Source organism: Streptomyces sp. NH27 (assembly GCF_056859195.1).
Window position 1 is genome coordinate 1 of sequence record NZ_JACEGK010000070.1, and the last position, 20,458, is coordinate 20,458.

A 20,458-nucleotide genomic window follows, 5' to 3' on the forward strand; every position below is an offset into this window, starting at 1 on the left:
CGGGTTCGTTCCCGGTTTCGGGTGGTCCGGGTGATACGAGTCAGTTCCCGGCCGTGCGGAATGAGGGTTTCCCGCAGGGTCAGGGGCAGGGTCAGTCGCTGGGTCAGGGTGGCGGTCGTCCGGGTGATACGGGTTCGTTCCCGGTTTCGGGTGGTCCGGGTGATACGAGTCAGTTCCCGGCCGTGCGGAGCGAGGGTTTCCCGCAGGGTCAGGGGCAGGGTCAGTCGCTGGGTCAGGGTGGCGGTCGTCCGGGTGACACCGGTTCGTTCCCGGTTTCGGGTGGTCCCGGCGACACCAGCCAGTTCCCGGCCGTGCGTGCCGACGACGGCTCCGGCTCGTACCCGGCGCAGCAGGCCGGGCCCGCGCGGCCCGGGGGGATGCCGCAGCGGGGGCCGCGCGGTCCCCAGGGCACCCCGGGCTGGAACCCGCAGGGCCAGGGCGGTCAGTCGCCGCAGCGTCCAGACGCGTACGACACCGGCTCGCAGTCGATGCCGGCCCTCGGCGACGCCGGCGGCCAGTACCCGATGCCGGGCCAGCCGCAGCAGCCGCAGCAGCCGTACAACGGGCAGCCGTACCAGGGCCAGCCGGGCGGGCCGCAGCACGCGCCGCGGCCCGAGCCCCAACTCCCGGCTCCGGCCGAGCCGATGGCGCTGCCGCCGGCCCCGACCCGGGGCGACGAGCCGACGCCGATCTTCGCGTCGATCGAGTCCGACTGGTTCCGTACCGGCCAGGCCGAGCGGATGCAGCAGATCCACGTCGAGCAGAGCACGCGGGGCCAGCAGGCGCCGCCGCCCCGCCCGGTGGGCCGCACCGCTCCGCCGCAGCGCCCGCGTGCCGACCGGCCGGGGTCGAACCCCACCGGTGGCTCGCAGCGCCTCACGGGCGGCCCGCAGCCGGCCACCCAGGCCACCTCGGCGGGGGGCCAGGGCCCCGCGGCGCAGAACGGCGCGCAGAGCGGCACCCAGGTGCCTCCCGCGCCGAGCGCCGAGCCGCTGCCGCGCGAGACCCCGAACTGGCGTACTTCGCCCAATGACGCGCTGCGCCAGCGGGCCGAATCCATCCGGGAACCCACCGCAGGCGGGGTCACCCCCTCCGGCCTGCCGCGGCGGGTCCCCCGGGCGAACCTCGTCGCGGGCGGTGCGACCCCCCAGCAGGCCCCCCAGGGCGGCCCGCAGGTCTCCCGTTCCCCCGACGAAGTGCGCGGACGTCTGACCAACCTCCGCAGGGGCATCCAGCAGGGCCGCCAGGCCGGCGGTACCGGTACCACCGACGGCCGGGGTCTCGGCATGAACAACCAGGAGCGCTAGTTGAGTGCGATGAGCCAGGCGGCACAGAATCTGAACTGGTTGATCACGAACTTCGTGGACAACACCCCTGGGGTGTCCCACACGGTGGTGGTCTCCGCCGACGGCCTGCTGCTCGCGATGTCTGATGGTTTTCCGCGTGATCGTGCCGATCAGTTGGCGGCGGTGGCCTCGGGGCTGACGTCGTTGACTGCTGGTGCCTCCAGGATTTTCGAGGGGGGCAGTGTGAACCAGACGGTGGTGGAGATGGAGCGGGGCTTCCTTTTCATCATGTCGGTGTCCGATGGTTCGTCGCTGGCGGTGCTGGCGCACCCTGAGTGCGACATCGGTCTGGTCGGCTACGAAATGGCCCTGCTCGTCGATCGGGCGGGCGCCGTTCTGACCCCGGACCTGCGAGCCGAACTTCAGGGCAGCCTGTTGAACTGAGCAACGCACGCCACCGTCACGTGACCCGCACGCATCCGCGGACAACCGCCCGCACAACAGAACGTTCCCGTACTTCCGCACCAGCCATAGCACTGCCCGGACACGGAGGACCCTCATGACCCCGCCACCCGCCTCGCCGGGCCCGTACGGCGCGTCCCACCACGCGCCGTACGGGGTGGAAGGCGACCAGCCGCTGGTGCGGCCGTACGCCATGACCGGTGGCCGCACCCGGCCTCGCTACCAGCTCGCGATCGAGGCGCTGGTCAGCACCACCGCCGATCCGGCGCAGTACGCGGGACTGCTTCCTGAGCACCAGCGGATCTGCCATCTGACGCGTGAGATCAAGTCGGTGGCCGAGATCTCCGCGCTGCTCGCGATACCGCTCGGTGTGGCCCGGATCCTTGTGGCCGACCTCGCCGAGGCCGGCATGGTCGCCATCCACCAGCCGGGCAGCGGCGAAGCGGGCGGCCAGCCAGATGTGACATTGCTTGAGAGGGTGCTCAGTGGACTTCGGAAGCTCTAGGCCGCAATCGCAGCAGCCGGCGTACGGCGCGCCGCCGGTGCGGTCGACCACCTCCGCGAAGATCGTGGTGGCGGGTGGCTTCGGCGTGGGCAAGACCACGTTCGTGGGTGCGGTGTCGGAGATCAACCCGTTGCGCACCGAGGCAGTGATGACCTCGGCGTCGGCCGGTATCGACGACCTGAGCCACGTCCAGGACAAGACCACCACCACGGTGGCGATGGACTTCGGCCGTATCACGCTCGACGACGACCTGATCCTCTACCTGTTCGGTACCCCGGGGCAGGACCGGTTCTGGTTCATGTGGGACGACCTGGTGCGCGGTGCGATCGGCGCCGTGGTGCTGGTGGACACCCGGCGGCTGGCGGACTGTTTCCCGGCGGTGGACTACTTCGAGAACAGCGGGTTGCCGTTCGTGATCGCCCTCAACGGCTTCGACGGCCACCAGCCGTACCGGCCGGAAGAGGTACGCGAGGCGTTGCAGATCGGCCCCGAGGCGCCGATCATCACCACCGACGCCCGGCACCGGGGCGAGGCGAAGAGCGCATTGATCACTCTGGTCGAGCACGCGCTGCTGGCACGTCTCAAGTAGCCTGTGCCGCCGGCAATTTCGCCGGCCGGTAACGCGAGGACCCGTTATGTCGCACGACGTAACGGGTCCTTGGTTCTTCATAACATTTCGAGAGAGTTTCCGGGAGGTCGCGAACACGGCTCGCGCTCGACCGGTGCCACCGCGTGTACGTCTGTCATATGGTTTGCTCGGCCTTTGGACTTATGCCCTTTTTATCTCTAGCCTTTCTGGCGGAGCCCGCCGGACGCCAGACGTTTGGCGTGCACCTGCATGGCGTGCTGGAATGCGCAGAACCTGAGCGTAGGAACGGCCGTCGTTGTTGCGCCGTCGCCGAGAGGTTGTTGGTCCAGTGAGGAACACGAGGCGAGCTGAGGCGGGTACCAGGCAGGACCCGCGGGGGAACTTCACTCCGCCACAGCGACCGGGGAGCGGCCCGGAGCCGGCGGCCGAGGACATCGCGGGTCCGGGCGGCCGGTTCAGCATGCGCAACTGGCGGATGGCCACCCGGCTCAACGCCATCCTCCTCATCCCGGTCCTCGTCGCACTCATCCTCGGCGGTTTCCGCGTCAACAGCGCCGTCAGCACCTGGCAACAGGCCGACGACGCGGTGCGCATCGCCCACCTGGTCCGTGCCGCCGCCACCTACAGCAACGCGCTGGAGGACGAGCGCGACACCACCGTGGTGCCCCTGCTGGAAGGCGACCGCAACGCGCAGGAGGTGTCGTCCGCCTACGCCACCACCGACTCCGCCGCCCGCGCCTTCGACAAGGCCGCGATCGGCATACCCGACGGCCCCGACCTCAAGCGCCGGATGGCCAGTTTCCGCAGTGTCGAGCCGCAACTCCCCTCGCTCCGCAAGTCCGCCTTCACCGGCCAGCTCTCCGGCGTGCAGACCGAGGAGTGGTACGTCAAGATCCAGCACCCGCTGAGCGAACTGTCCAACGAACTCGGCTTCGGCACCGGCAACAGCGCCTCCTACGGCCGCACCCTGTACGCCATCTCGCTCGCCAAGGCCGCCGAGTCGCTGACCCGCTCCATCGGCGCCCACATCCTGGTCGAGAAGAACCCCTCCAAGCAGGAACTCGCCCTCCAGAAGACGGCGCTCGGCTCGTACCAGTACCTGGAGGGCATTGCCCTGGAGGAGTACGACGGCGGCGGCAGCACCGCGGACCAGGCCCGGCTCAAGGCCGCCCAGGACAACGCGGTGAAGCAGGGCCAGGTGCAGATCACCGCGGCGCTGAACAAGGCGAAGGCCAGCCACGCCGCCTACATCGTGCCGCCGGACCTCACCAAGATGGTCACCGAGCTGACGGACCCGGCGTACACCGTCACCCGGCTCAACGCCGAGGGCGTCACCCCCGAGTCCTACCTCTCCGCCGCCACGCTCTCCTTCGACGCCTACCGCTCGGTCGAGACCCACCTCGCCGACCAGGCCGCCGCCGACTCCTCGCACCTGGCCTCCCACGCCAGGCGCGACGTGTTCATCAACTCCGCGATCGTGCTGGTCGCGCTGATCCTCGCGTTCATCGTGGCCGCGCTGATGGCCCGCTCGATGTCCCGCAACATGCGGCGGCTGCGCGCGGCCGCCTTCGACATCGCCGAGACCAGGCTGCCGGCGCTGGTCGACCAGCTCTCCCGTACCGACCCGGGCCGGGTGAACACGCAGGTCGCGCCGATCCCGATCAACACCCAGGACGAGATCGGCGAGGTCGCCCGCGCCTTCGACCAGGTGCACCGCGAGGCGGTCCGGCTGGCCGCCGAGCAGGCGTTGCTGCGGGGCAACGTCAACGCGATCTTCACCAACCTCTCGCAGCGCAACCAGGGCCTCATCCAGCGCCAACTCAGCCTGATCACCGAGCTGGAGAACAACGAGGCCGACCCCGACCAGCTCGAGAACCTCTTCAAGATGGACCACCTCGCCACCCGTATGCGGCGCAACGGCGAGAACCTGCTGGTGCTGGCCGGCGAGGAGCCCGGCCGCCAGTGGAACCAGCCGGTGCCGCTGGTGGACGTGCTGCGCGCGGCCGCCTCCGAGGTGGAGGCGTACGACCGGATCGAACTGGTCGGCATACCCGAGACCGACATCCACGGCAGCGCGGTCAGCGACCTGGTGCACCTGCTCGCCGAGCTGCTGGAGAACGCCACCACGTTCTCCTCGCCGCAGACCAAGGTGCGGGTCACCGCGACCCGGTTGCCGGACGGCCGGTTGATGGTCGAGATCCATGACAAGGGCATCGGCCTGACCGCCGAGGACTTCGCGGACATCAACCACAAGCTCGCCGACCCGCCCACGGTCGACGTGGAAATCGCCAAGCGGATGGGCCTGTTCGTGGTCGGCCGGCTCTGCGAGCGGCACGGCATACGGGTCCAGCTGCGCCCCTCCGGCGAGCAGGCCGGCACCACCTCGCTGGTGATGCTGCCCGAGCCGATCACCCACGGCGGTGGCGGCGACCCGGTCCAGGACGACACCGACTTCACCGTCTCCCGGATCGTCCCGGAGCACGAGGTCGAGCAACCCGGCCTGCTGCGGCCCGAGATCAGCGGGCAGCACACCGCGGCCGAACTCGGCTTCGACGACTCGCGCTACGACGAGAACGGCCAGCGCCCGCTGGACCCGGTCGGCCGTTCGCTGCTGCGCGAGGAGCGCCGCGCCCAGCTGGAGGCCGCGGCCTCGGACCGCCAGGACGGCGAACAGGCGGCCGAACTGCCCCAGCAGCGAACGGAATCGGCCGACTTCGAAGCGCCCGGCCAGAACTTCGGCGGCCAGGGCTTCGATACCCGGCAGCCGCCCGGCGGCGACTTCGCGGACCAGGGCTACGGGCAGGGCTACCAGCAGGAATACGGCCAGGAGTACAACAACCAGGGATATGCCCAGGGTTACGACCCCAGCTTCGACCCGGCCTACCAACAGCAGGCGTACGAACAGGGATTCCAGGCCGACTACCAGCAGCAGGGCTACACCGAGCCGGTCGGCGCGGAGCCGGGCGGCTTCCCGGCCGGCCCGGAGCAGAACGGTTTCTTCGAGCAGCAGTACGGGACCGGTTCCGGCCAGTCCTACGACCCGGCCGCGCCCTACGGCGAGCAGTCCGGATACGGCGCGGAGTACCAAGGCGGCGGTCAGCAGGCCGCGTTCCCGGGGGCGCCCGGTTACGGCCCTGCTCAGGAGGGATGGCCGCAGGACACACCGGAGGTAACGGAATCCGTTCCGCCGCTCCCCGAGGGACCCTCCGAGAGCGTAGTCTCGCCTTCGCTGACGGACGCCGGTCTACCGCGCCGCGAACGGCAGCGCAGCAGCCCGTCCGACCAGCAGTCCGATCAGCAGCCCAGCGAGCCGAGTCAGCAGTCGGGCCCGAACCCGCAGGCCGCGCCGCCCGCGGGGGAGCAGCCCGCCCAGGAGTCCACCGATCCCCAAGAGCAACCCCAGCCGGACGGCACCGACTGGCGGTCGACGAACGACGAGCACTGGCAGCGGGCCGAGTCGGTCCGCGAGCCCAAGGCAGGCGGGGTCACCCCCTCCGGCCTGCCACGGCGGGTACCCAAGGCCAACCTGGTCGCGGGTGCCGCGGCACAGACCCCGCAGGGCGGCCCACAGGTCTCCCGCGCACCCGAGGACGTACGCGGCAGGTTGAGTAATCTGCGACGTGGCGTCCAGCGAGGGCGCACTGCTGGAACTGACACGAACGGACAGGCCGCCGACAGCCGATTCGGCGGCCCCCAGAACCAGGAGCGCTAGTTGAGTCCGATGAGCCAGGCGGCACAGAATCTGAACTGGTTGATCACGAACTTCGTGGACAACACCCCTGGGGTGTCCCACACGGTGGTGGTCTCCGCCGACGGCCTGCTGCTCGCGATGTCTGATGGTTTTCCGCGTGATCGTGCCGATCAGTTGGCGGCGGTGGCCTCGGGGCTGACGTCGTTGACTGCTGGTGCCTCCAGGATTTTCGAGGGGGGCAGTGTGAACCAGACGGTGGTGGAGATGGAGCGGGGCTTCCTTTTCATCATGTCGGTGTCCGATGGTTCGTCGCTGGCGGTGCTGGCGCACCCTGAGTGCGACATCGGTCTGGTCGGCTACGAAATGGCCCTGCTCGTCGACCGGGCAGGAAGCGTACTCACCCCCGACCTTCGGGCCGAACTTCAGGGCAGCTTGCTCAACTAACGCATGGGCGGCGGGCACGCCCGGGCACCTGCCAGGTGCTCGGGTGGCAGCGCGGCCGTTTCAGGAGGAGGACTCGTGAGCACTTCCCCCGGTGGAGACCCGTACGGCAACCAGCACCAGCAGCCGGCGAACCCGTACACGTACCCGTCGGCGCCCGACCCGGAGCAGCAGCCCGGGCAGCCCGGCACGCCCTACCGTCAGCCGCGCATCCAGCCGTACGCCCCGCCGCAGGCCCCGCCGCCGCAGGGCCCGGGGCCGGGGCAGCGTCAGGGGCAGCACGGCCGCCCGCCGGCGCAGGGCCAGGGGTACGGCCAGGGGCAGGGCCAGTACGACGCCGGCCGCTCACGCACGCCCTCGGGGCTGGTCCGCCCCTACGCCATGACCGGCGGCCGGACCAGGCCGCGCTACCAGCTCGCCATCGAGGCGCTGGTCAGTACTACCGCCGACCCGGAGCGGCTGCGCGGGCAGCTCCCCGAGCACCAGCGGATCTGCCTGCTGTGTCGCGAGGTCAAGTCGGTGGCCGAGATCTCCGCGCTGCTGACCATCCCGCTCGGCGTGGTCCGCATTCTTGTCGCCGACCTGGCCGAGGCAGGACTGGTCGCGATCCACCAGCCCGGCGGCGACGAGTCCGCGGGCGGCCAGCCAGATGTGACACTGCTTGAAAGGGTGCTCAGTGGACTTCGGAAGCTCTAGCGGTCCGGCCCGCGCCACCACCTCCGCGAAGATCGTGGTGGCGGGCGGATTCGGCGTGGGCAAGACCACGTTCGTCGGTGCCGTTTCGGAGATCAACCCGCTGCGCACAGAAGCCGTGATGACCTCCGCGTCAGCCGGCATCGACGATCTCACGCACGCGCCGGACAAGACCACCACCACGGTGGCGATGGACTTCGGCCGCATCACGCTCGACGAGGACCTGATCCTCTACCTGTTCGGCACCCCGGGGCAGGACCGGTTCTGGTTCATGTGGGACGACCTGGTGCGCGGTGCGATCGGTGCGATCGTCCTGGTCGACACCCGGCGGCTGGCGGACTGTTTCCCGGCGGTGGACTACTTCGAGAACAGCGGGTTGCCGTTCGTGATCGCCCTCAACGGCTTCGACGGCAACCAGCCGTACGGCCCCGAGGAGGTCCGTGAGGCGCTGCAGATCGGCCCGGAGGCGCCGATCATCACCACCGACGCCCGGCACCGGGGCGAGGCGAAGAGCGCGCTGATCACGCTCGTCGAGCACGCCTTGATGGCCCGGCTGCGCTAGGGCCGGTCATTTGCCGGTGCGTCCGAGGGGCGCACCGGCCCGGTTCCGGGGGGACTTGGCGATACTCGTTTTGGAGCGGTGTCCCGGATCGGGTAATGTTCTTCCTGCGCCGCCGGAGAGGGCCAAGGCCCGGGCCGGAGACGTAAACCGAACAAGATCCCATACCGGGGTTGCGTTTTGGTGGGGTATGGTGTAATTGGCAACACGGCTGATTCTGGTTCAGTTGTTCTAGGTTCGAGTCCTGGTACCCCAGCAGCACTTCAGTAAGTGCGAGCCCCCGTTGTGTAGTGGCCTAGCACGCTGCCCTCTCAAGGCAGTAGCGCCGGTTCGAATCCGGTCGGGGGTACAGATCCTTTCATTCCGTCCCCGTCGGGTCGCACCCGGCCTGGACGACGCGAGGATCGCTAGGGCCCCCGTTGTGTAGCGGCCTAGCACGCTGCCCTCTCACGGCAGTAGCGCCGGTTCGAATCCGGTCGGGGGTACACATTCATCGACTTGATCGTCATCCCGCCCGTATCGAGGCGCTCGACGACACCCGACATGAAGCCCGCCGCGGACCGCGGCGGGCCTTGTCGTTCATCCGGAGCGGCGCAGCGCTTCGCTGAGCCGGCCGGCGGCGTCGACCACGGCCTGGGCGTGCATCCGGCCCGGGTGCCGGGTGAGCCGCTCGATCGGCCCGGAGACGGACACCGCGGCGACCACGCGGTTGGACGGGCCGCGCACCGGGGCGGAGACCGAGGCGACCCCGGGCTCCCGCTCGCCGATCGACTGCGCCCAGCCGCGGCGGCGCACCCCGGACAGCGCGGTGGCGGTGAACCGGGCGCCCTGGAGGCCGCGGTGCAGCCGCTCGGGCTCCTCCCAGGCCATCAGGACCTGAGCGGCCGAGCCGGCCTTCATCGGCAGCGTGGAGCCGACCGGCACGGTGTCCCGCAGCCCGGACAGCCGCTCCGCCGCGGCCACGCAGATCCGCATGTCGCCCTGGCGGCGATAGAGCTGGGCGCTCTCGCCGGTCATGTCGCGCAGATGCGTCAGTACCGGCCCCGCGGTGGCCAGCAGCCGGTCCTCGCCGGCCGCTGCGGCCAGCTCCGACAGGCGCGGGCCCAGGATGAAGCGGCCCTGCATGTCGCGAGCCACCATGCGATGGTGTTCGAGCGCGACCGCCAGGCGGTGCGCGGTGGGACGGGCCAGGCCCGTGGCACCGACAAGCCCGGCCAGGGTGGCCGGACCCGACTCCAGCGCACTGAGCACCAGAGCCGCCTTGTCGAGAACGCCGACGCCGCTAGAGTTGTCCATGAAACGATACTCGCGTCTCAGAGTGTGAAACGCAAGTTCAATTTTCCCGGGAACGCGTCACGCTGGGAGCACAGCGCAGGACCAACACCTAGTGGGCCCCGCGACGACGCGGGCCGGAGGGACAGCGATGGGTAGGACACTCGCGGAAAAAGTCTGGGACGACCACGTCGTCCGCCGCGCCGAAGGCGAACCTGATCTGCTTTTCATCGATCTCCACCTCCTGCACGAGGTGACCAGCCCCCAGGCGTTCGACGGGCTGCGGATGAACGGCCGGCGGGTGCGCCGTACCGACCTCACCATCGCCACCGAGGACCACAACACCCCGACCCTCGACATCGACAAGCCGATCGCCGACCCGGTCTCCCGGACCCAGTTGGAGACGCTGCGCAAGAACTGCGCGGAGTTCGAGGTGCGGCTGCACCCGCTCGGTGACGTCGAGCAGGGCGTCGTGCACGTGGTGGGGCCGCAGTTGGGCCTGACCCAGCCCGGCACCACCGTGGTCTGCGGCGACTCGCACACCTCCACGCACGGCGCGTTCGGCGCGCTGGCGTTCGGTATCGGCACCTCGCAGGTCGAGCACGTACTGGCCACCCAGACGCTGCCGCTCGCCCCGTTCCGCACGATGGCGGTCACGGTCGACGGCGAACTGCCCGACGGCGTCACCGCCAAGGACCTGATCCTCGCGGTGATCGCCCGGATCGGCACCGGCGGCGGCCAGGGTTACGTCATCGAGTACCGCGGCTCGGCGATCGAGAAGCTGTCGATGGAATCCCGGATGACCGTCTGCAACATGTCGATCGAGGCGGGCGCCAGGGCGGGCATGATCGCCCCGGACCAGACCACGTTCGACTACCTGGAGGGGCGCGCGCACGCGCCCAAGGGCGCGGACTGGGACGCGGCCGTCGCGTACTGGAAGACGCTCAGGACCGACGACGACGCCGCCTTCGACCACGAGGTGCGGATCGACGCGGCCGAGTTGGCGCCGTTCGTCACCTGGGGCACCAACCCGGGCCAGGGCGCGCCGCTGAGCGCGTCCGTGCCGGACCCGGCGTCGTACGCCGACGCCGGCGACCGGCTCGCCGCCGAGAAGGCCCTGGAGTACATGGGCCTGACCGCCGGGCAGCCGCTGCGCGAAGTCACCGTGGACACCGTCTTCGTCGGTTCCTGCACCAACGGCCGGATCGAGGACCTGCGCGCGGCGGCCGCCGTCGTGGAGGGCCGCCAGGTCGCCGACGGGGTACGGATGCTCGTCGTCCCCGGGTCGGTGCGCGTGGCGCTGCAGGCCGTCGAGGAGGGCCTGGACAAGGTGTTCACCGCGGCCGGCGCCGAATGGCGGCACGCAGGTTGCTCGATGTGCCTGGGTATGAATCCCGACCAACTCGCGCCCGGCGAGCGCTCCGCGTCCACCTCGAACCGCAACTTCGAGGGGCGGCAGGGCAAGGGCGGCCGTACGCACCTGGTCTCCCCGCAGGTCGCCGCCGCCACCGCGGTGCTCGGCCATCTCGCCTCGCCCGCCGATCTGTCCGACGCCCCTGTCCTGACGGAGGTCTGAGCCGCCATGGAAGCCTTCACCACCCACACCGGCCGGGCCGTGCCGCTGCGTCGCAGCAACGTGGACACCGACCAGATCATCCCCGCGCACTGGCTGAAGAAGGTCACCCGCAACGGGTTCGAGGACGGCCTGTTCGAGGCGTGGCGCAAGGACGACTCGTTCGTGCTCAACGCGCCGCAGTACGCAGGCGCCACCGTGCTGGTGGCCGGCCCCGACTTCGGTACCGGCTCGTCCCGCGAGCACGCCGTCTGGGCGTTGCAGAACTACGGCTTCAAGACAGTGATCTCGCCCCGCTTCGCGGACATCTTCCGCGGCAACTCGCTGAAGAACGGGCTGCTGACGGTGGTGCTGCCGCAGGAGACCGTCGAGGAGCTGTGGCAACTGGTCGAGGCCGACCCGACCGCGGAGATCACCGTGGACCTGGTCGCCCGCGAAGTGCGCGCCGACCGCCCGCAGGGGCCGCTGACCGCGCCGTTCGAGTTGGACGACAACGCCCGCTGGCGGCTGCTGGAAGGGCTGGACGACATCAGCCTGACGCTCGGCAACGAGCCGGACATCGCCGCGTTCGAGAGCACCCGGCCGTCCTGGAAGCCCAGTACCGCAAGGGTCTGACGCCCCTGGCCGGCCGCTGAATCCGGCCGCCGCACGCACCGCGCAAGCGCCTCTCACGTCCTCGTGGGGGGCGCTTTCGCGTGTCCGGACGACCCGGACACCAACCCGCCATGGGTACTGGAAATCGGGCTCGGAACACCCGGTTGGCCCTGTCGCGCTCGACAACTCGCCGCAGATGGCACAATCGACGCATGGAACGCGATGGCCAACTGGAGCTCTACGGGGTCCTCGCCGGGCGTTTGAAGCAGGCGCACACGCGCGTCGCCAATCCCGAAGTCCCGGACGGGACAAGGCGGGAGTTGACTCGGCGACTGCTCGCGGTGACCGCGGTGGCGAAGCACGATCTCGCCGACGCGGCACGGCGCCTGGAGGTGTTAACGGCTGAGTTGGACGAGCTCGGAATCCCCGATCACTGATCACGCGGAGTACCGAGTTCGTTGCGGCACAAGGGTGATTCGCCCGTTTCGTATTTGATTTGCGGTATATATCCGCCTAGCGTGCGAAATCAGCCCGTACTCATTCGCCGGGCAAGTTTCCGAAGGGGAAGACGTGAACAAGGCGCAGCTCGTAGAAGCGATTGCCGACAAGGTGGGCGGCCGACAGGCCGCCGCGGACGCGGTTGACGCGGTTCTCGACGCGATCGTCCGCGCGGTGGTCTCCGGTGACCGGGTCTCGGTCACCGGGTTCGGTTCGTTCGAGAAGGTCGAACGTCCCGCCCGTTACGCTCGCAACCCCCAGACCGGGGAGCGGGTTCGGGTCAAGAAGACCTCCGTGCCGCGGTTCCGTGCGGGGCAGGGCTTCAAGGACCTGGTCAGCGGGTCGAAGAAGCTTCCGCGCGGCGGCGAGGTCGCGGTCAAGAAGGCGCCCAAGGGCAGCCTGAGCGGTGGCGCATCGACCACCGCCCGCACCGCGACGAAGAAGGCCGCCGCGAAGAAGGCGTCCACCGCGCGGAAGGCGGCCACCGCCAAGACCGCGGCGGCGAAGAAGACCACGGCCGCCAAGAAGGCCACCGCGAAGAAGGCGTCCACCGCCAAGAAGGCCGCCACGAAGAAGGCCACCACCGCGAAGAAGGCCGCCGCCAAGAAGGCGCCGGCCAAGAAGGCCACTGCCAAGAAGGCGCCGGCCAAGCGCTCCGCCCGCAAGACCGCGAAGCGCGCCGCCGCCAGGTGATAGCCGCTTCCACCGCTCCACCTGCTCAACCCGCTTCACCGCGCCGGGCCGGGCCCCCTTCCCACGGGGCGCCCGGCCCGCGCTATTTCGCGTCTGCGGGTGAGTCCGGGGCCGGACCCGGGTCCGGGAAGGTCTGCAGGGTCAGGAACGTCACGCGGCGGGCCGACCCCGCGCCCTCGGTGCGGATACGGACCCGCTGGCCCGGGCGCAGCAGCCGCAGCCGCCCCGCGTCGAACGCCGCGGCGTCGAACTCCAGCGGGGTGCCGTCGTCCAGCAGCACACTGCCGGCGCGGCTGACGGGATCGAACGTGAACGCGGTGGCCTGCATGTGGGCAAGCGTAATCGGGGTGCCCCGGTCCGCCCGTCCCACCCGGTGCCGTAGGCGCCCGGAGCATTCGCCGGTGGTCCGCTGAGCGCGCGGTTCTCCCTCGGAATTTCGCCTGGGAGAGAACCGCGCGACAAGCCACCGCCCACCGCAAGGTCCCGCAACTGACAGGGCTATCCGCCCTGGGGCGTCAGCGCCGCAACAGCCGCGGTGGTGAACGGCCCGACCCCCAACGCCAGAGCGGCGGCGAGATCCTCAAGGGTGTCCACGTCCTGCCGCACGGAAGGCGCCGCGGGGAGCGTGATCTCGGCGGCGCCGGACGCGAGATGACGCGCACGGGACGCCCCGCCGAACCCGGGAGCAAGCGGCAGATACGGCACCGTGGAGAGCAACGTTGTCCCCACGCCGGTCGCATCGGCGAGGAACGCCCGCTCACAGGCCCCCGCAGCGGCCCGCAGCACTTCCGCCAGTTCCCTCGGCCGCAAGGCCGGGAGATCGCCGTTCAGGGCCGCGACCGGAGCATGCGGCCTGCGCGCCCTGACCATCTCCGCGCCGTGCCGCAGCGCGGCGTTCAGCCCGGCGGCGGGGGTGTCCGCCACGACGAAGGCGCCGAGCCCGGCGAGTTCGGCGCCGGCGGCCGGGTCGTCGGTGACCACCGTGACGTCCTCGACCTCGGTACAGGCCAGCGCGGCGCCCACCGTGTCCAGCGCGAACGCCAGCGCCAGCGCGGGCCGTACCGCCCCCGTGGCCGCCAGCCGGCTCTTGGCCACCGCGAGCGGCTTCAACGGCACGACCAGCGACCACCTCGCCTCATCCACGTCGTCCATTGTGCGGGCCGCCGCCGACAACGTCGGCAGGCCGGTGCGCGGCCGGCATCCGCAGCACGCGTGGCACGGGTGCCAGAGGTGCCCCGCCGGTCGCGAACCGCTGGCGTTAACCTCTCGGTAGCCGCGATCCTTGAGCGCGGCGCCATCGGCAACGAAGAGGAGTCCCGGGTGTCCCGCCGCAGAATCGGTTTCTGGTACCGCCTGGCGGCCGCCATCGCCAAGCCGCCGCTCATCGTGCTCTTCAAGCGGGACTGGCGCGGAATGGAGAACATTCCGGCCGAGGGAGGATTCCTCACCGCGGTGAATCACAACTCGTACCTCGACCCGCTGCTGTATGCGCATTTCCAGTACAACACCGGTCGGCTTCCGCGCTTCCTGGCGAAGGCGGCGCTCTTCAAGCCGTTCTTCGTCGGCGCGGTGATGCGCGGCACCGGCCAGATCCCGGTGGTGCGGGCCACCGCCGACGCCGCGGCGGCGTACCGATCGGCGGTCGAGGCGGTCAACAAGGGGGAGTGCGTGGCGTTCTACCCCGAAGGCACCCTCACCCGGGACCCGGACCAGTGGCCGATGGTCGGCAAGACCGGCGTCGCCCGCGTCGCGCTGCTCACCCGGGCACCCGTGATCCCGATCGCCCAGTGGGGCGCGAACGAGTTCCTGCCGCCGTACGCGAAGAAGCCGAGCTTCCTGCCGCGCAAGACGCACCGCGTGCTGGTCGGCCCGCCGGTGGACCTCAACGCCTGGTACGGCAAGGAGCCCACCGCCGAGGTGCTGCGCGAGGTCACCGGGGCCATCATGTCCGATGTGAAGCAACTCCTGGCAGAAGTCCGCGGCATCCCCGCCCCGGACGGCCTCTACGACCCGCGCAAGGCGCCCAAGGACAAGGACGCCAAGGACGCCAAGGGCGACAACGGCAAGGGGGCGGCGTGACGGCTCGCTGCGCCGTGTACGGCACCGGGTCCTGGGGCACCGCGTTCGCGATGGTGCTGGCGGACGCGGGCTGCGAAGTGTCCTTGTGGGGGCGCCGGCCCGAACTCGCCGCCGCCATCAACACCACCCGGATCAACCCGGAGTACTCCAGCGAGATCACGCTGCCGCCGGCCGTGACGGCGACCACCGACGCGGCCGCGGCCGCCGCCGGTGCCGAATTCGTCTTCCTGGCCGTGCCGTCGCAGTCGTTGCGCGCCAACCTCGCCGACTGGGCGCCGTTGCTGCGTCCCGACGCGGTGCTGGTCAGCCTGATGAAGGGCGTCGAACTCGGCACCGCCAACCGGATGAGCGAGGTGATCGAGGAGGTCGCCAAGGTCGATCCGGCCCGCGTCGCGGTGCTCACCGGCCCCAACCTCGCCCCCGAGATCGCCGCCCGCCAACCCGCCGCCGCGGTGGTCGCCTGCCGCGACGAGTCCGCCGCCCGCCGGATCCAGACCGCCTGCCACACCGCGTACTTCCGGCCCTACACCAACACCGACGTGACCGGGTGCGAACTCGGCGGCGCGGTGAAGAACGTGATCGCGCTCGCGGTCGGCATCGCCGGCGGCATGGGCATGGGCGACAACACCAAGGCGTCCCTGATCACCCGCGGCCTCGCCGAGACCACCCGGTTGGGCCTGGCGATGGGCGCGGACCCGTACACCTTCGCCGGCCTCGCCGGGATGGGCGACCTCGTCGCCACCTGCTCCTCCCCGCTGTCCCGCAACAACACCTTCGGCCACAACCTCGGCCGCGGCATGAGCCTCGCCGAGACCATCGCCGCCACCAGCCAGACCGCCGAGGGCGTCAAGTCCTGCGAGTCCGTCGCCGACCTCGCCCGCAGGCACGGCGTCGACATGCCGATCACGGAGACCGTGGTCGACATCGTGCACAACGGGAAGCCACCCGTCGTGGCCGTCAGGGAGTTGATGTCACGTTCCGCGAAACCCGAACGGTAAGGTCAACGCGACATGAGCAACCTGCCATCGCCCCAGAGCCCGGACCAGCACCCCAAGCGGCCGAGTTACGGCCGAAAGCCGCGCGTCGCCGTCGTGTTCGGCGGGCGCAGCTCCGAGCACGGCGTGTCCGTGGTGACCGCGGCCAGCGTGCTGCGTGCCATCGACCGCGACAAGTACGACGTCCTGCCGATCGGCATCACCACCGAGGGCCGTTGGGCGCTCACCGCCGACGAACCCGAGCGGATGGCGATCGCCGACCGGCGGATGCCCAGCGTCGAGCAGGTCACCGACCACGACGGCGCGGTGCTGCTGCCCGTCGACCCGGGCAACCGGGAGGTCGTCTACACCGAGGTCGGCGCGGTGCCGAAGGCGCTCGGCGAGGTCGACGTCGTCTTCCCCATGCTGCACGGTCCCTACGGCGAGGACGGCACCCTCCAGGGGCTGCTGGAACTGTCCGGCGTGCCGTACGTCGGCGCGGGCGTGCTGGCCTCCGCGGTCGGCATGGACAAGGAGTACATGAAGCGGATCTTCACGTCGTTCGGGCTGAAGGTCGGCCCGTACACGGTGATCCGCCCGCGCGAGTGGGAGCAGGACCCGGTCGTCGCCCGCCGCAAGGTGCTGGACTTTGCGCAAGTGCACGGCTGGCCGCTGTTCATCAAGCCGACCCGGGCCGGCTCGTCCATCGGCATCAGCAAGGTCGAGGGCCCCGACGAACTCGACGCCGCCCTCGCCGAGGCCCGCAGGCACGACCCCAAGGTGCTCGTCGAGGCGCTGCTGCGCGGACGCGAGATCGAGTGCGGCGTGCTGGAGTTCGCCGACGGCCCGCGCGCCTCGGTGCCCGCCGAGATCCCGCCGGCCGCGAGCAGCGACTTCTACGACTTCGACGCGAAGTACATCGACTCGGCCGAGGGCATCGTGCCGGCCCCGCTCACCGAGGAGCAGACCGAGCGCGTACAGCGGCTGGCCGTCGAGGCGTTCGAGGCCGCGTCCTGCGAGGGCCTGGTCCGCGCGGACTTCTTCCTGCTGGACAGCGGCGAGTTCGTCATCAACGAGATCAACACCATGCCCGGCTTCACCCCGATCTCGATGTACCCGCGGATGTGGCAGGAGAGCGGCGTCGGCTACGCCGAGTTGATCGACCTGCTCATCCAGGCGGCGCTGCGCCGTTCCACCGGCCTGCGCTGACCGCGGCGCCGGCCCCGACCCGCCGTCCGCACCGATCCCCGCCGAGCCGAGCGTGCCGCGCTCAGATTCCGGCGGGGATCGTGTGCTTGACCGCCGAGGCCAGATCGGTCAGCGGCCCGAGGTCGGTGGCGTACTTCTTCGGCAGCACCACCTCGACGTACGCCTTGCGCAGCGTCGTGGTCAACCGGAAGGAACCGTCCGACTGAGGTTCGATGGACCAGCCGACACCGTCGACCTCCACCCCGTCGGTCTTCACCGAGTCGTCCGCGGCCGGCCGCGGCACACCGCAGCGCAGCGCGATCGTAGGATCACCCCATCCGGCGGTCAGCGGGGACGCCGGGTTGAGATCATGGCCGGGCAGCCCGTCCACCGTCTTCGGCAACTTCGTGTGCAGCGCCTTGCAGTAGGTGGTGACTTGGGCGTTCGGAACCGGTACGGCGACCGAGTCGTCATCGCTACCGGAGTTGGTGAACACGTAGACCGCCGCCGCGGACAGGCACGCGGCGGCGGACACGGAGATCAGGACGACCCGGCGGTAGAGCATCATCGGGAAAGCATAGGGAGAGCCCCGCTTTCAGGGCTCGGCGGGGGCTATATATGGACGACCGGGCAGGTCAGCGTGCGGGTGATGCCTTCGGCCTGCTGGACTTTGGCGACCACCATGCGGCCGAGTTCGTCGACCGTGTCGGCCTGTGCGCGGACGATGACGTCGTAGGGACCTGTGACGTCCTCGGCCTGAATGACTCCATCGATCTTGGAGATCACCTCCGCTACTGCCGAGGCTTTCCCGACCTCGGTCTGGATCAGGATGTACGCCTGTACCACGGAACCTCCAGGGCGGCTTCGAGGATCATGTGGGAGGGGAGACGCTACGGTATCGCGTCGTCGCGCGCAGCGGGGAGACCCGCGCGGTACCAGACCCCCGTATTGACGGGAAACACGCAGTGGAACGGACCGGAGCACGGGCGCCGGCCGAGAATCGAGGGGACGACGATATGAAGGGGACTGTGGGCGAGCTGGGGGAGTTCGGGCTCATCAGGGAACTGACCTCCCGCCTCACCTCTACCCCCGCGGTGCAGATCGGCCCCGGCGACGACGCCGCCGTGGTCGCCGCACCCGACCGCCGGGTGGTGGCCACCACCGACGTGCTCCTCGAAGGACGGCACTTCCGCCGCGACTGGTCCACCGCCTACGACGTCGGCCGCAAGGCCGCCGCGCAGAACCTCGCCGACATCGCCGCCATGGGCGCGGTGCCCACCGCGGTGCTGCTCGCGCTCGTCGTGCCCGCCGAACTGCCCGTCACCTGGCCGGTCGAGCTGATGGACGGCATCAGGGACGAGTGCCAGGTGGCCGGCGCGGCGGTGGTCGGCGGCGACGTGGTGCGCGGCGACACCATCACCGTGTCCATCACCGCCCTCGGCGACCTGCGCAACCGGCCCGCCGTCACCCGCGCCGGCGCCCGCGCGGGCAACCTGATCGCGGTCACCGGCTGGCTCGGCTGGTCCGCGGCCGGACTCGCCGTGCTCTCCCGCGGCTTCCGCTCGCCGCGTGCCTTCGTCGAGGCGCACCGCCGGCCCGAGCCGCCCTACCACGCGGGCCCGGCCGCCGCGGAGCTCGGCGCCACCGCGATGACCGATGTCAGCGACGGCCTGGTCGCCGACCTCGGCCACATCGCCGCCGCCAGCGGCGTGGACATCGACCTGCGCTCCGCCGCCATCGACGTCCCCGCGCAGATGACGGACATCGGCCAGGCCGTCGGCGTCGATCCGCTGCACTGGGTGCTCACCGGCGGCGAGGACCACGCCATCGTGGCCGCGTTCCCGCGCGACGTGAAACTCCCGGCCCGCTGGCGGATCATCGGCGACGTCACCGCGCCCACCGGGCGCACCCCGCGGGTCACCGTCGACGGCGTTCCGTGGGACAAGGCAGGCGGCTGGGACCACTTCGGGTCGGACACGTGAGTGCGGCGGACGACGTGGGCGACGCGGGCACCGAGGGCGATCCGGCCGCGCCCTGGGAGCCGCGCCCCGCGCCGCCGCGGGTGTTGACCGTCGCCGGGTCCGACTCCGGCGGCGGCGCGGGCATCCAGGCCGACCTCAAGACGATGCTCGCGCTCGGCGTGCACGGCATGAGCGTGCTCACCGCCGTCACGGCGCAGAACTCGCTGGGCGTGCAAGGCGCCTGGGAGTTGCCGGCCGACGCGGTCCGCGCGCAGTTCCGCGCGGTCGTCGACGACATCGGGGTGCAGGCGGTCAAGACCGGCATGCTCTCCTCCGCGGCGACGGCCGGCACCGTCGTCGACCTGCTGGCCGGCCTCGACCGCGGCGTACCCGTGGTGGTCGATCCGGTCGCGGTCTCCAAGCACGGCGACGCGCTGCTGCGCCAGGAGGCCGTCGAGGTGGTCCGCACCCGGCTGCTGCCGCTGGCCACGGTGGCCACCCCGAACCTCGACGAGGTGACCCGCCTCACGGGCGTCGTGGTCGCCGACGAGGACGGGATGCGCGCCGCGGCCCGCGCGATGCTCGGCTACGGCCCGCGCTGGGTGCTGGTCAAGGGCGGCCACCTGCCCGACGCCGAACGGCACGCCGAGGCCGTGGACCTGCTCTCCGACGGCCGTACCGAACGGTGGTACCGCGCGCCCCGGTACGGCAACCGGCACACCCACGGCACCGGCTGCACCCTGGCCGGCGCGCTCGCCTCCTACCTGGCGCTCGGCCACGACGTGCCCGCCGCGGTCGGCTACGCCAAGGAGTACGTCAGGGGCGCCATCGAGGCGGGCTTCCCGCTCGGAGCCGGTATCGGCCCGGTCGACCACGGCTGGCGCAGCCGCATCCGGGCACGCTGAAAAGCCGATCCACCGTGAGGTGGATCGGCTTCAGGTAGCCACCAGGACTGCGCTGCGGTCAGCGCGTGACCTTGCCGGCCTTGATGCACGAGGTGCAGACGTTGAGGCGCTTCGGCGTCTTCCCGACAACCGCACGCACGCGCTGGATGTTGGGGTTCCAACGACGCGGAGTACGGCGGTGCGAGTGGGAGATGCTGTTGCCGAAGCCCGGCCCCTTGCCGCAGACGTCGCAGTTAGCAGCCACGGGTCACTCCAAAGACTTCAGATGCTCAGATGCATTACGGTGAGAAACCCGGGAGAGCCCCAGGCAACCGGAGCAGCATACAACGACCGCTCCCGTACAACGAAACTACCACGGGCCGGACACCCTCCCGGCCGGGCCTCTGCCCGGCGATCGCCCGGTGATCGTCCGGTGACCGTACGGGAGATCACCAGGTGACGGCCAGGTGACCTGCCGGTTGCGGCCCGCCCTCCTGCCGGATGCCCGCATCCCCC

At 70.7% G+C, this 20,458-nt stretch carries 23 protein-coding genes and 3 tRNA genes; 20 read left to right on the forward strand and 6 right to left on the reverse strand.

Annotated features, from left to right (window positions below; translation table 11 throughout):
- Positions 1–311: 311 nt before the first annotated feature.
- The 11 genes from AC13HU_RS08655 (at position 312) to AC13HU_RS08705 (ending at position 8,711) form a co-directional block, all read left to right on the forward strand.
- The gene (locus AC13HU_RS08655; protein WP_483041185.1) at positions 312–1,307 is read left to right on the forward strand and encodes a hypothetical protein; all 996 of its coding nucleotides are present in this window, start codon (positions 312–314) and stop codon (positions 1,305–1,307) included.
- Between the two features lie 9 nt (positions 1,308–1,316).
- Entirely contained in the window at positions 1,317–1,730 is a 414-nt protein-coding gene (locus tag AC13HU_RS08660; RefSeq protein ID WP_037917495.1) for a roadblock/LC7 domain-containing protein, read from the forward strand.
- Positions 1,731–1,845: 115 nt separating this feature from the next.
- Positions 1,846–2,253, forward strand: a complete 408-nt coding sequence (locus tag AC13HU_RS08665; protein ID WP_037913670.1) for a DUF742 domain-containing protein — start codon at positions 1,846–1,848, stop codon at positions 2,251–2,253.
- On the forward strand, positions 2,234–2,842 hold the full coding sequence (locus tag AC13HU_RS08670) for a GTP-binding protein (RefSeq protein ID WP_483041186.1): 609 nt from the start codon (positions 2,234–2,236) through the stop codon (positions 2,840–2,842). Before AC13HU_RS08665 ends, AC13HU_RS08670 begins: the two co-directional genes overlap by 20 nt.
- Positions 2,843–3,302: 460 nt before the next feature.
- Positions 3,303–6,554 carry a sensor histidine kinase gene (locus tag AC13HU_RS08675; protein ID WP_483041187.1) on the forward strand — a complete coding sequence of 1,084 codons (3,252 nt, stop codon included), beginning with the start codon at positions 3,303–3,305 and terminating at the stop codon, positions 6,552–6,554.
- Positions 6,555–6,563: 9 nt separating this feature from the next.
- A complete protein-coding gene (locus AC13HU_RS08680) occupies positions 6,564–6,977 on the forward strand; it encodes a roadblock/LC7 domain-containing protein (RefSeq protein ID WP_093787504.1) in 414 nt (137 codons plus the stop codon).
- Between the two features lie 75 nt (positions 6,978–7,052).
- Positions 7,053–7,670 (forward strand): DUF742 domain-containing protein, encoded by a 618-nt coding sequence (locus AC13HU_RS08685; protein ID WP_483041188.1) that lies wholly within the window; start codon positions 7,053–7,055, stop codon positions 7,668–7,670.
- Complete coding sequence (locus AC13HU_RS08690; protein WP_483041189.1) at positions 7,651–8,229, forward strand: GTP-binding protein; 579 nt, start codon at positions 7,651–7,653, stop codon at positions 8,227–8,229. Before AC13HU_RS08685 ends, AC13HU_RS08690 begins: the two co-directional genes overlap by 20 nt.
- A gap of 181 nt (positions 8,230–8,410) precedes the next feature.
- A tRNA-Gln gene (locus AC13HU_RS08695) sits at positions 8,411–8,482 on the forward strand.
- Between the two features lie 20 nt (positions 8,483–8,502).
- Positions 8,503–8,575: transfer RNA gene (locus tag AC13HU_RS08700), tRNA-Glu, on the forward strand.
- 63 nt (positions 8,576–8,638) lie between these two features.
- Positions 8,639–8,711 (forward strand) — tRNA-Glu (locus AC13HU_RS08705).
- Positions 8,712–8,805: 94 nt separating this feature from the next.
- Here AC13HU_RS08705 and ndgR read toward each other — a convergent pair.
- Positions 8,806–9,522, reverse strand: a complete 717-nt coding sequence (gene ndgR, locus AC13HU_RS08710) for an IclR family transcriptional regulator NdgR (protein WP_483041190.1) — start codon at positions 9,520–9,522, stop codon at positions 8,806–8,808.
- A gap of 127 nt (positions 9,523–9,649) precedes the next feature.
- Between ndgR and leuC the strand changes: the two genes are divergently transcribed.
- From leuC to AC13HU_RS08730, 4 genes are all read left to right on the forward strand, one after another.
- A complete protein-coding gene (gene leuC, locus AC13HU_RS08715) occupies positions 9,650–11,074 on the forward strand; it encodes a 3-isopropylmalate dehydratase large subunit (RefSeq protein WP_483041191.1) in 1,425 nt (474 codons plus the stop codon).
- Positions 11,075–11,080: 6 nt separating this feature from the next.
- Positions 11,081–11,686 carry a 3-isopropylmalate dehydratase small subunit gene (gene leuD, locus AC13HU_RS08720; RefSeq protein WP_483041192.1) on the forward strand — a complete coding sequence of 202 codons (606 nt, stop codon included), beginning with the start codon at positions 11,081–11,083 and terminating at the stop codon, positions 11,684–11,686.
- Between the two features lie 191 nt (positions 11,687–11,877).
- Positions 11,878–12,102, forward strand: coding sequence for an SCO5555 family protein (locus tag AC13HU_RS08725; RefSeq protein WP_483041193.1), 225 nt, complete (start codon positions 11,878–11,880; stop codon positions 12,100–12,102).
- Positions 12,103–12,235: 133 nt separating this feature from the next.
- Positions 12,236–12,856, forward strand: coding sequence for an HU family DNA-binding protein (locus AC13HU_RS08730; RefSeq protein WP_483041194.1), 621 nt, complete (start codon positions 12,236–12,238; stop codon positions 12,854–12,856).
- Between the two features lie 82 nt (positions 12,857–12,938).
- On the opposite strand, the gene AC13HU_RS08735 is transcribed toward AC13HU_RS08730, so the two are convergent.
- Complete coding sequence (locus AC13HU_RS08735) at positions 12,939–13,184, reverse strand: hypothetical protein (RefSeq protein ID WP_483041195.1); 246 nt, start codon at positions 13,182–13,184, stop codon at positions 12,939–12,941.
- 170 nt (positions 13,185–13,354) lie between these two features.
- Positions 13,355–14,008 (reverse strand): 2-phospho-L-lactate guanylyltransferase, encoded by a 654-nt coding sequence (gene cofC, locus AC13HU_RS08740; RefSeq protein ID WP_483041196.1) that lies wholly within the window; start codon positions 14,006–14,008, stop codon positions 13,355–13,357.
- 168 nt (positions 14,009–14,176) lie between these two features.
- On the opposite strand from cofC, the gene AC13HU_RS08745 reads away from it, so the two are divergent.
- The 3 genes from AC13HU_RS08745 to AC13HU_RS08755 are packed head-to-tail and all read left to right on the forward strand — an operon-like array spanning position 14,177 to position 17,118.
- On the forward strand, positions 14,177–14,935 hold the full coding sequence (locus AC13HU_RS08745) for a lysophospholipid acyltransferase family protein (RefSeq protein WP_483041197.1): 759 nt from the start codon (positions 14,177–14,179) through the stop codon (positions 14,933–14,935).
- Positions 14,932–15,933, forward strand: a complete 1,002-nt coding sequence (locus AC13HU_RS08750) for an NAD(P)H-dependent glycerol-3-phosphate dehydrogenase (RefSeq protein WP_483041198.1) — start codon at positions 14,932–14,934, stop codon at positions 15,931–15,933. The genes AC13HU_RS08745 and AC13HU_RS08750 overlap by 4 nt, the downstream gene beginning before the upstream one ends.
- Positions 15,934–15,945: 12 nt before the next feature.
- A complete protein-coding gene (locus tag AC13HU_RS08755; RefSeq protein WP_483041199.1) occupies positions 15,946–17,118 on the forward strand; it encodes a D-alanine--D-alanine ligase family protein in 1,173 nt (390 codons plus the stop codon).
- Positions 17,119–17,179: 61 nt separating this feature from the next.
- Here AC13HU_RS08755 and AC13HU_RS08760 read toward each other — a convergent pair whose 3' ends face one another.
- Together AC13HU_RS08760 and AC13HU_RS08765 are read right to left on the reverse strand one after the other, a co-directional pair.
- A complete protein-coding gene (locus tag AC13HU_RS08760) occupies positions 17,180–17,662 on the reverse strand; it encodes a DUF3515 domain-containing protein (protein WP_483041201.1) in 483 nt (160 codons plus the stop codon).
- Positions 17,663–17,709: 47 nt separating this feature from the next.
- Positions 17,710–17,943, reverse strand: a complete 234-nt coding sequence (locus AC13HU_RS08765; protein ID WP_103890358.1) for an Lrp/AsnC ligand binding domain-containing protein — start codon at positions 17,941–17,943, stop codon at positions 17,710–17,712.
- A gap of 170 nt (positions 17,944–18,113) precedes the next feature.
- On the opposite strand from AC13HU_RS08765, the gene AC13HU_RS08770 reads away from it, so the two are divergent.
- Together AC13HU_RS08770 and thiD are read left to right on the forward strand one after the other, a co-directional pair.
- Positions 18,114–19,079: a thiamine-phosphate kinase gene (locus AC13HU_RS08770; RefSeq protein ID WP_483041200.1), complete on the forward strand. Its 966-nt coding sequence runs from the start codon at positions 18,114–18,116 to the stop codon at positions 19,077–19,079.
- Positions 19,080–19,159: 80 nt separating this feature from the next.
- Positions 19,160–19,963 (forward strand): bifunctional hydroxymethylpyrimidine kinase/phosphomethylpyrimidine kinase, encoded by an 804-nt coding sequence (gene thiD, locus AC13HU_RS08775; protein WP_483041202.1) that lies wholly within the window; start codon positions 19,160–19,162, stop codon positions 19,961–19,963.
- A 58-nt stretch (positions 19,964–20,021) separates the two neighbouring features.
- On the opposite strand, the gene rpmB is transcribed toward thiD, so the two are convergent.
- The gene (gene rpmB, locus AC13HU_RS08780) at positions 20,022–20,207 is read right to left on the reverse strand and encodes a 50S ribosomal protein L28 (protein ID WP_093737864.1); all 186 of its coding nucleotides are present in this window, start codon (positions 20,205–20,207) and stop codon (positions 20,022–20,024) included.
- Between the last annotated feature and the right edge of the window lie 251 nt (positions 20,208–20,458).

Excerpts from the sequence above, each read along its gene's own strand:
- AC13HU_RS08660 (WP_037917495.1), top strand. The coding sequence starts at position 1,317 with ATGAGCCAGGCGGCACAGAATCTGAACTGGTTGATCACGAACTTCGTG.
- AC13HU_RS08665 (WP_037913670.1), top strand. The coding sequence starts at position 1,846 with ATGACCCCGCCACCCGCCTCGCCGGGCCCGTACGGCGCGTCCCACCAC.
- AC13HU_RS08675 (WP_483041187.1), top strand. The coding sequence starts at position 3,303 with ATGCGCAACTGGCGGATGGCCACCCGGCTCAACGCCATCCTCCTCATC.
- AC13HU_RS08680 (WP_093787504.1), top strand. The coding sequence starts at position 6,564 with ATGAGCCAGGCGGCACAGAATCTGAACTGGTTGATCACGAACTTCGTG.
- ndgR (WP_483041190.1), bottom strand. The coding sequence starts at position 9,522 with ATGGACAACTCTAGCGGCGTCGGCGTTCTCGACAAGGCGGCTCTGGTG.
- leuC (WP_483041191.1), top strand. The coding sequence starts at position 9,650 with ATGGGTAGGACACTCGCGGAAAAAGTCTGGGACGACCACGTCGTCCGC.
- leuD (WP_483041192.1), top strand. The coding sequence starts at position 11,081 with ATGGAAGCCTTCACCACCCACACCGGCCGGGCCGTGCCGCTGCGTCGC.
- AC13HU_RS08725 (WP_483041193.1), top strand. The coding sequence starts at position 11,878 with ATGGAACGCGATGGCCAACTGGAGCTCTACGGGGTCCTCGCCGGGCGT.
- AC13HU_RS08735 (WP_483041195.1), bottom strand. The coding sequence starts at position 13,184 with ATGCAGGCCACCGCGTTCACGTTCGATCCCGTCAGCCGCGCCGGCAGT.
- cofC (WP_483041196.1), bottom strand. The coding sequence starts at position 14,008 with ATGGACGACGTGGATGAGGCGAGGTGGTCGCTGGTCGTGCCGTTGAAG.
- AC13HU_RS08755 (WP_483041199.1), top strand. The coding sequence starts at position 15,946 with ATGAGCAACCTGCCATCGCCCCAGAGCCCGGACCAGCACCCCAAGCGG.
- AC13HU_RS08760 (WP_483041201.1), bottom strand. The coding sequence starts at position 17,662 with ATGCTCTACCGCCGGGTCGTCCTGATCTCCGTGTCCGCCGCCGCGTGC.
- AC13HU_RS08770 (WP_483041200.1), top strand. The coding sequence starts at position 18,114 with ATGAAGGGGACTGTGGGCGAGCTGGGGGAGTTCGGGCTCATCAGGGAA.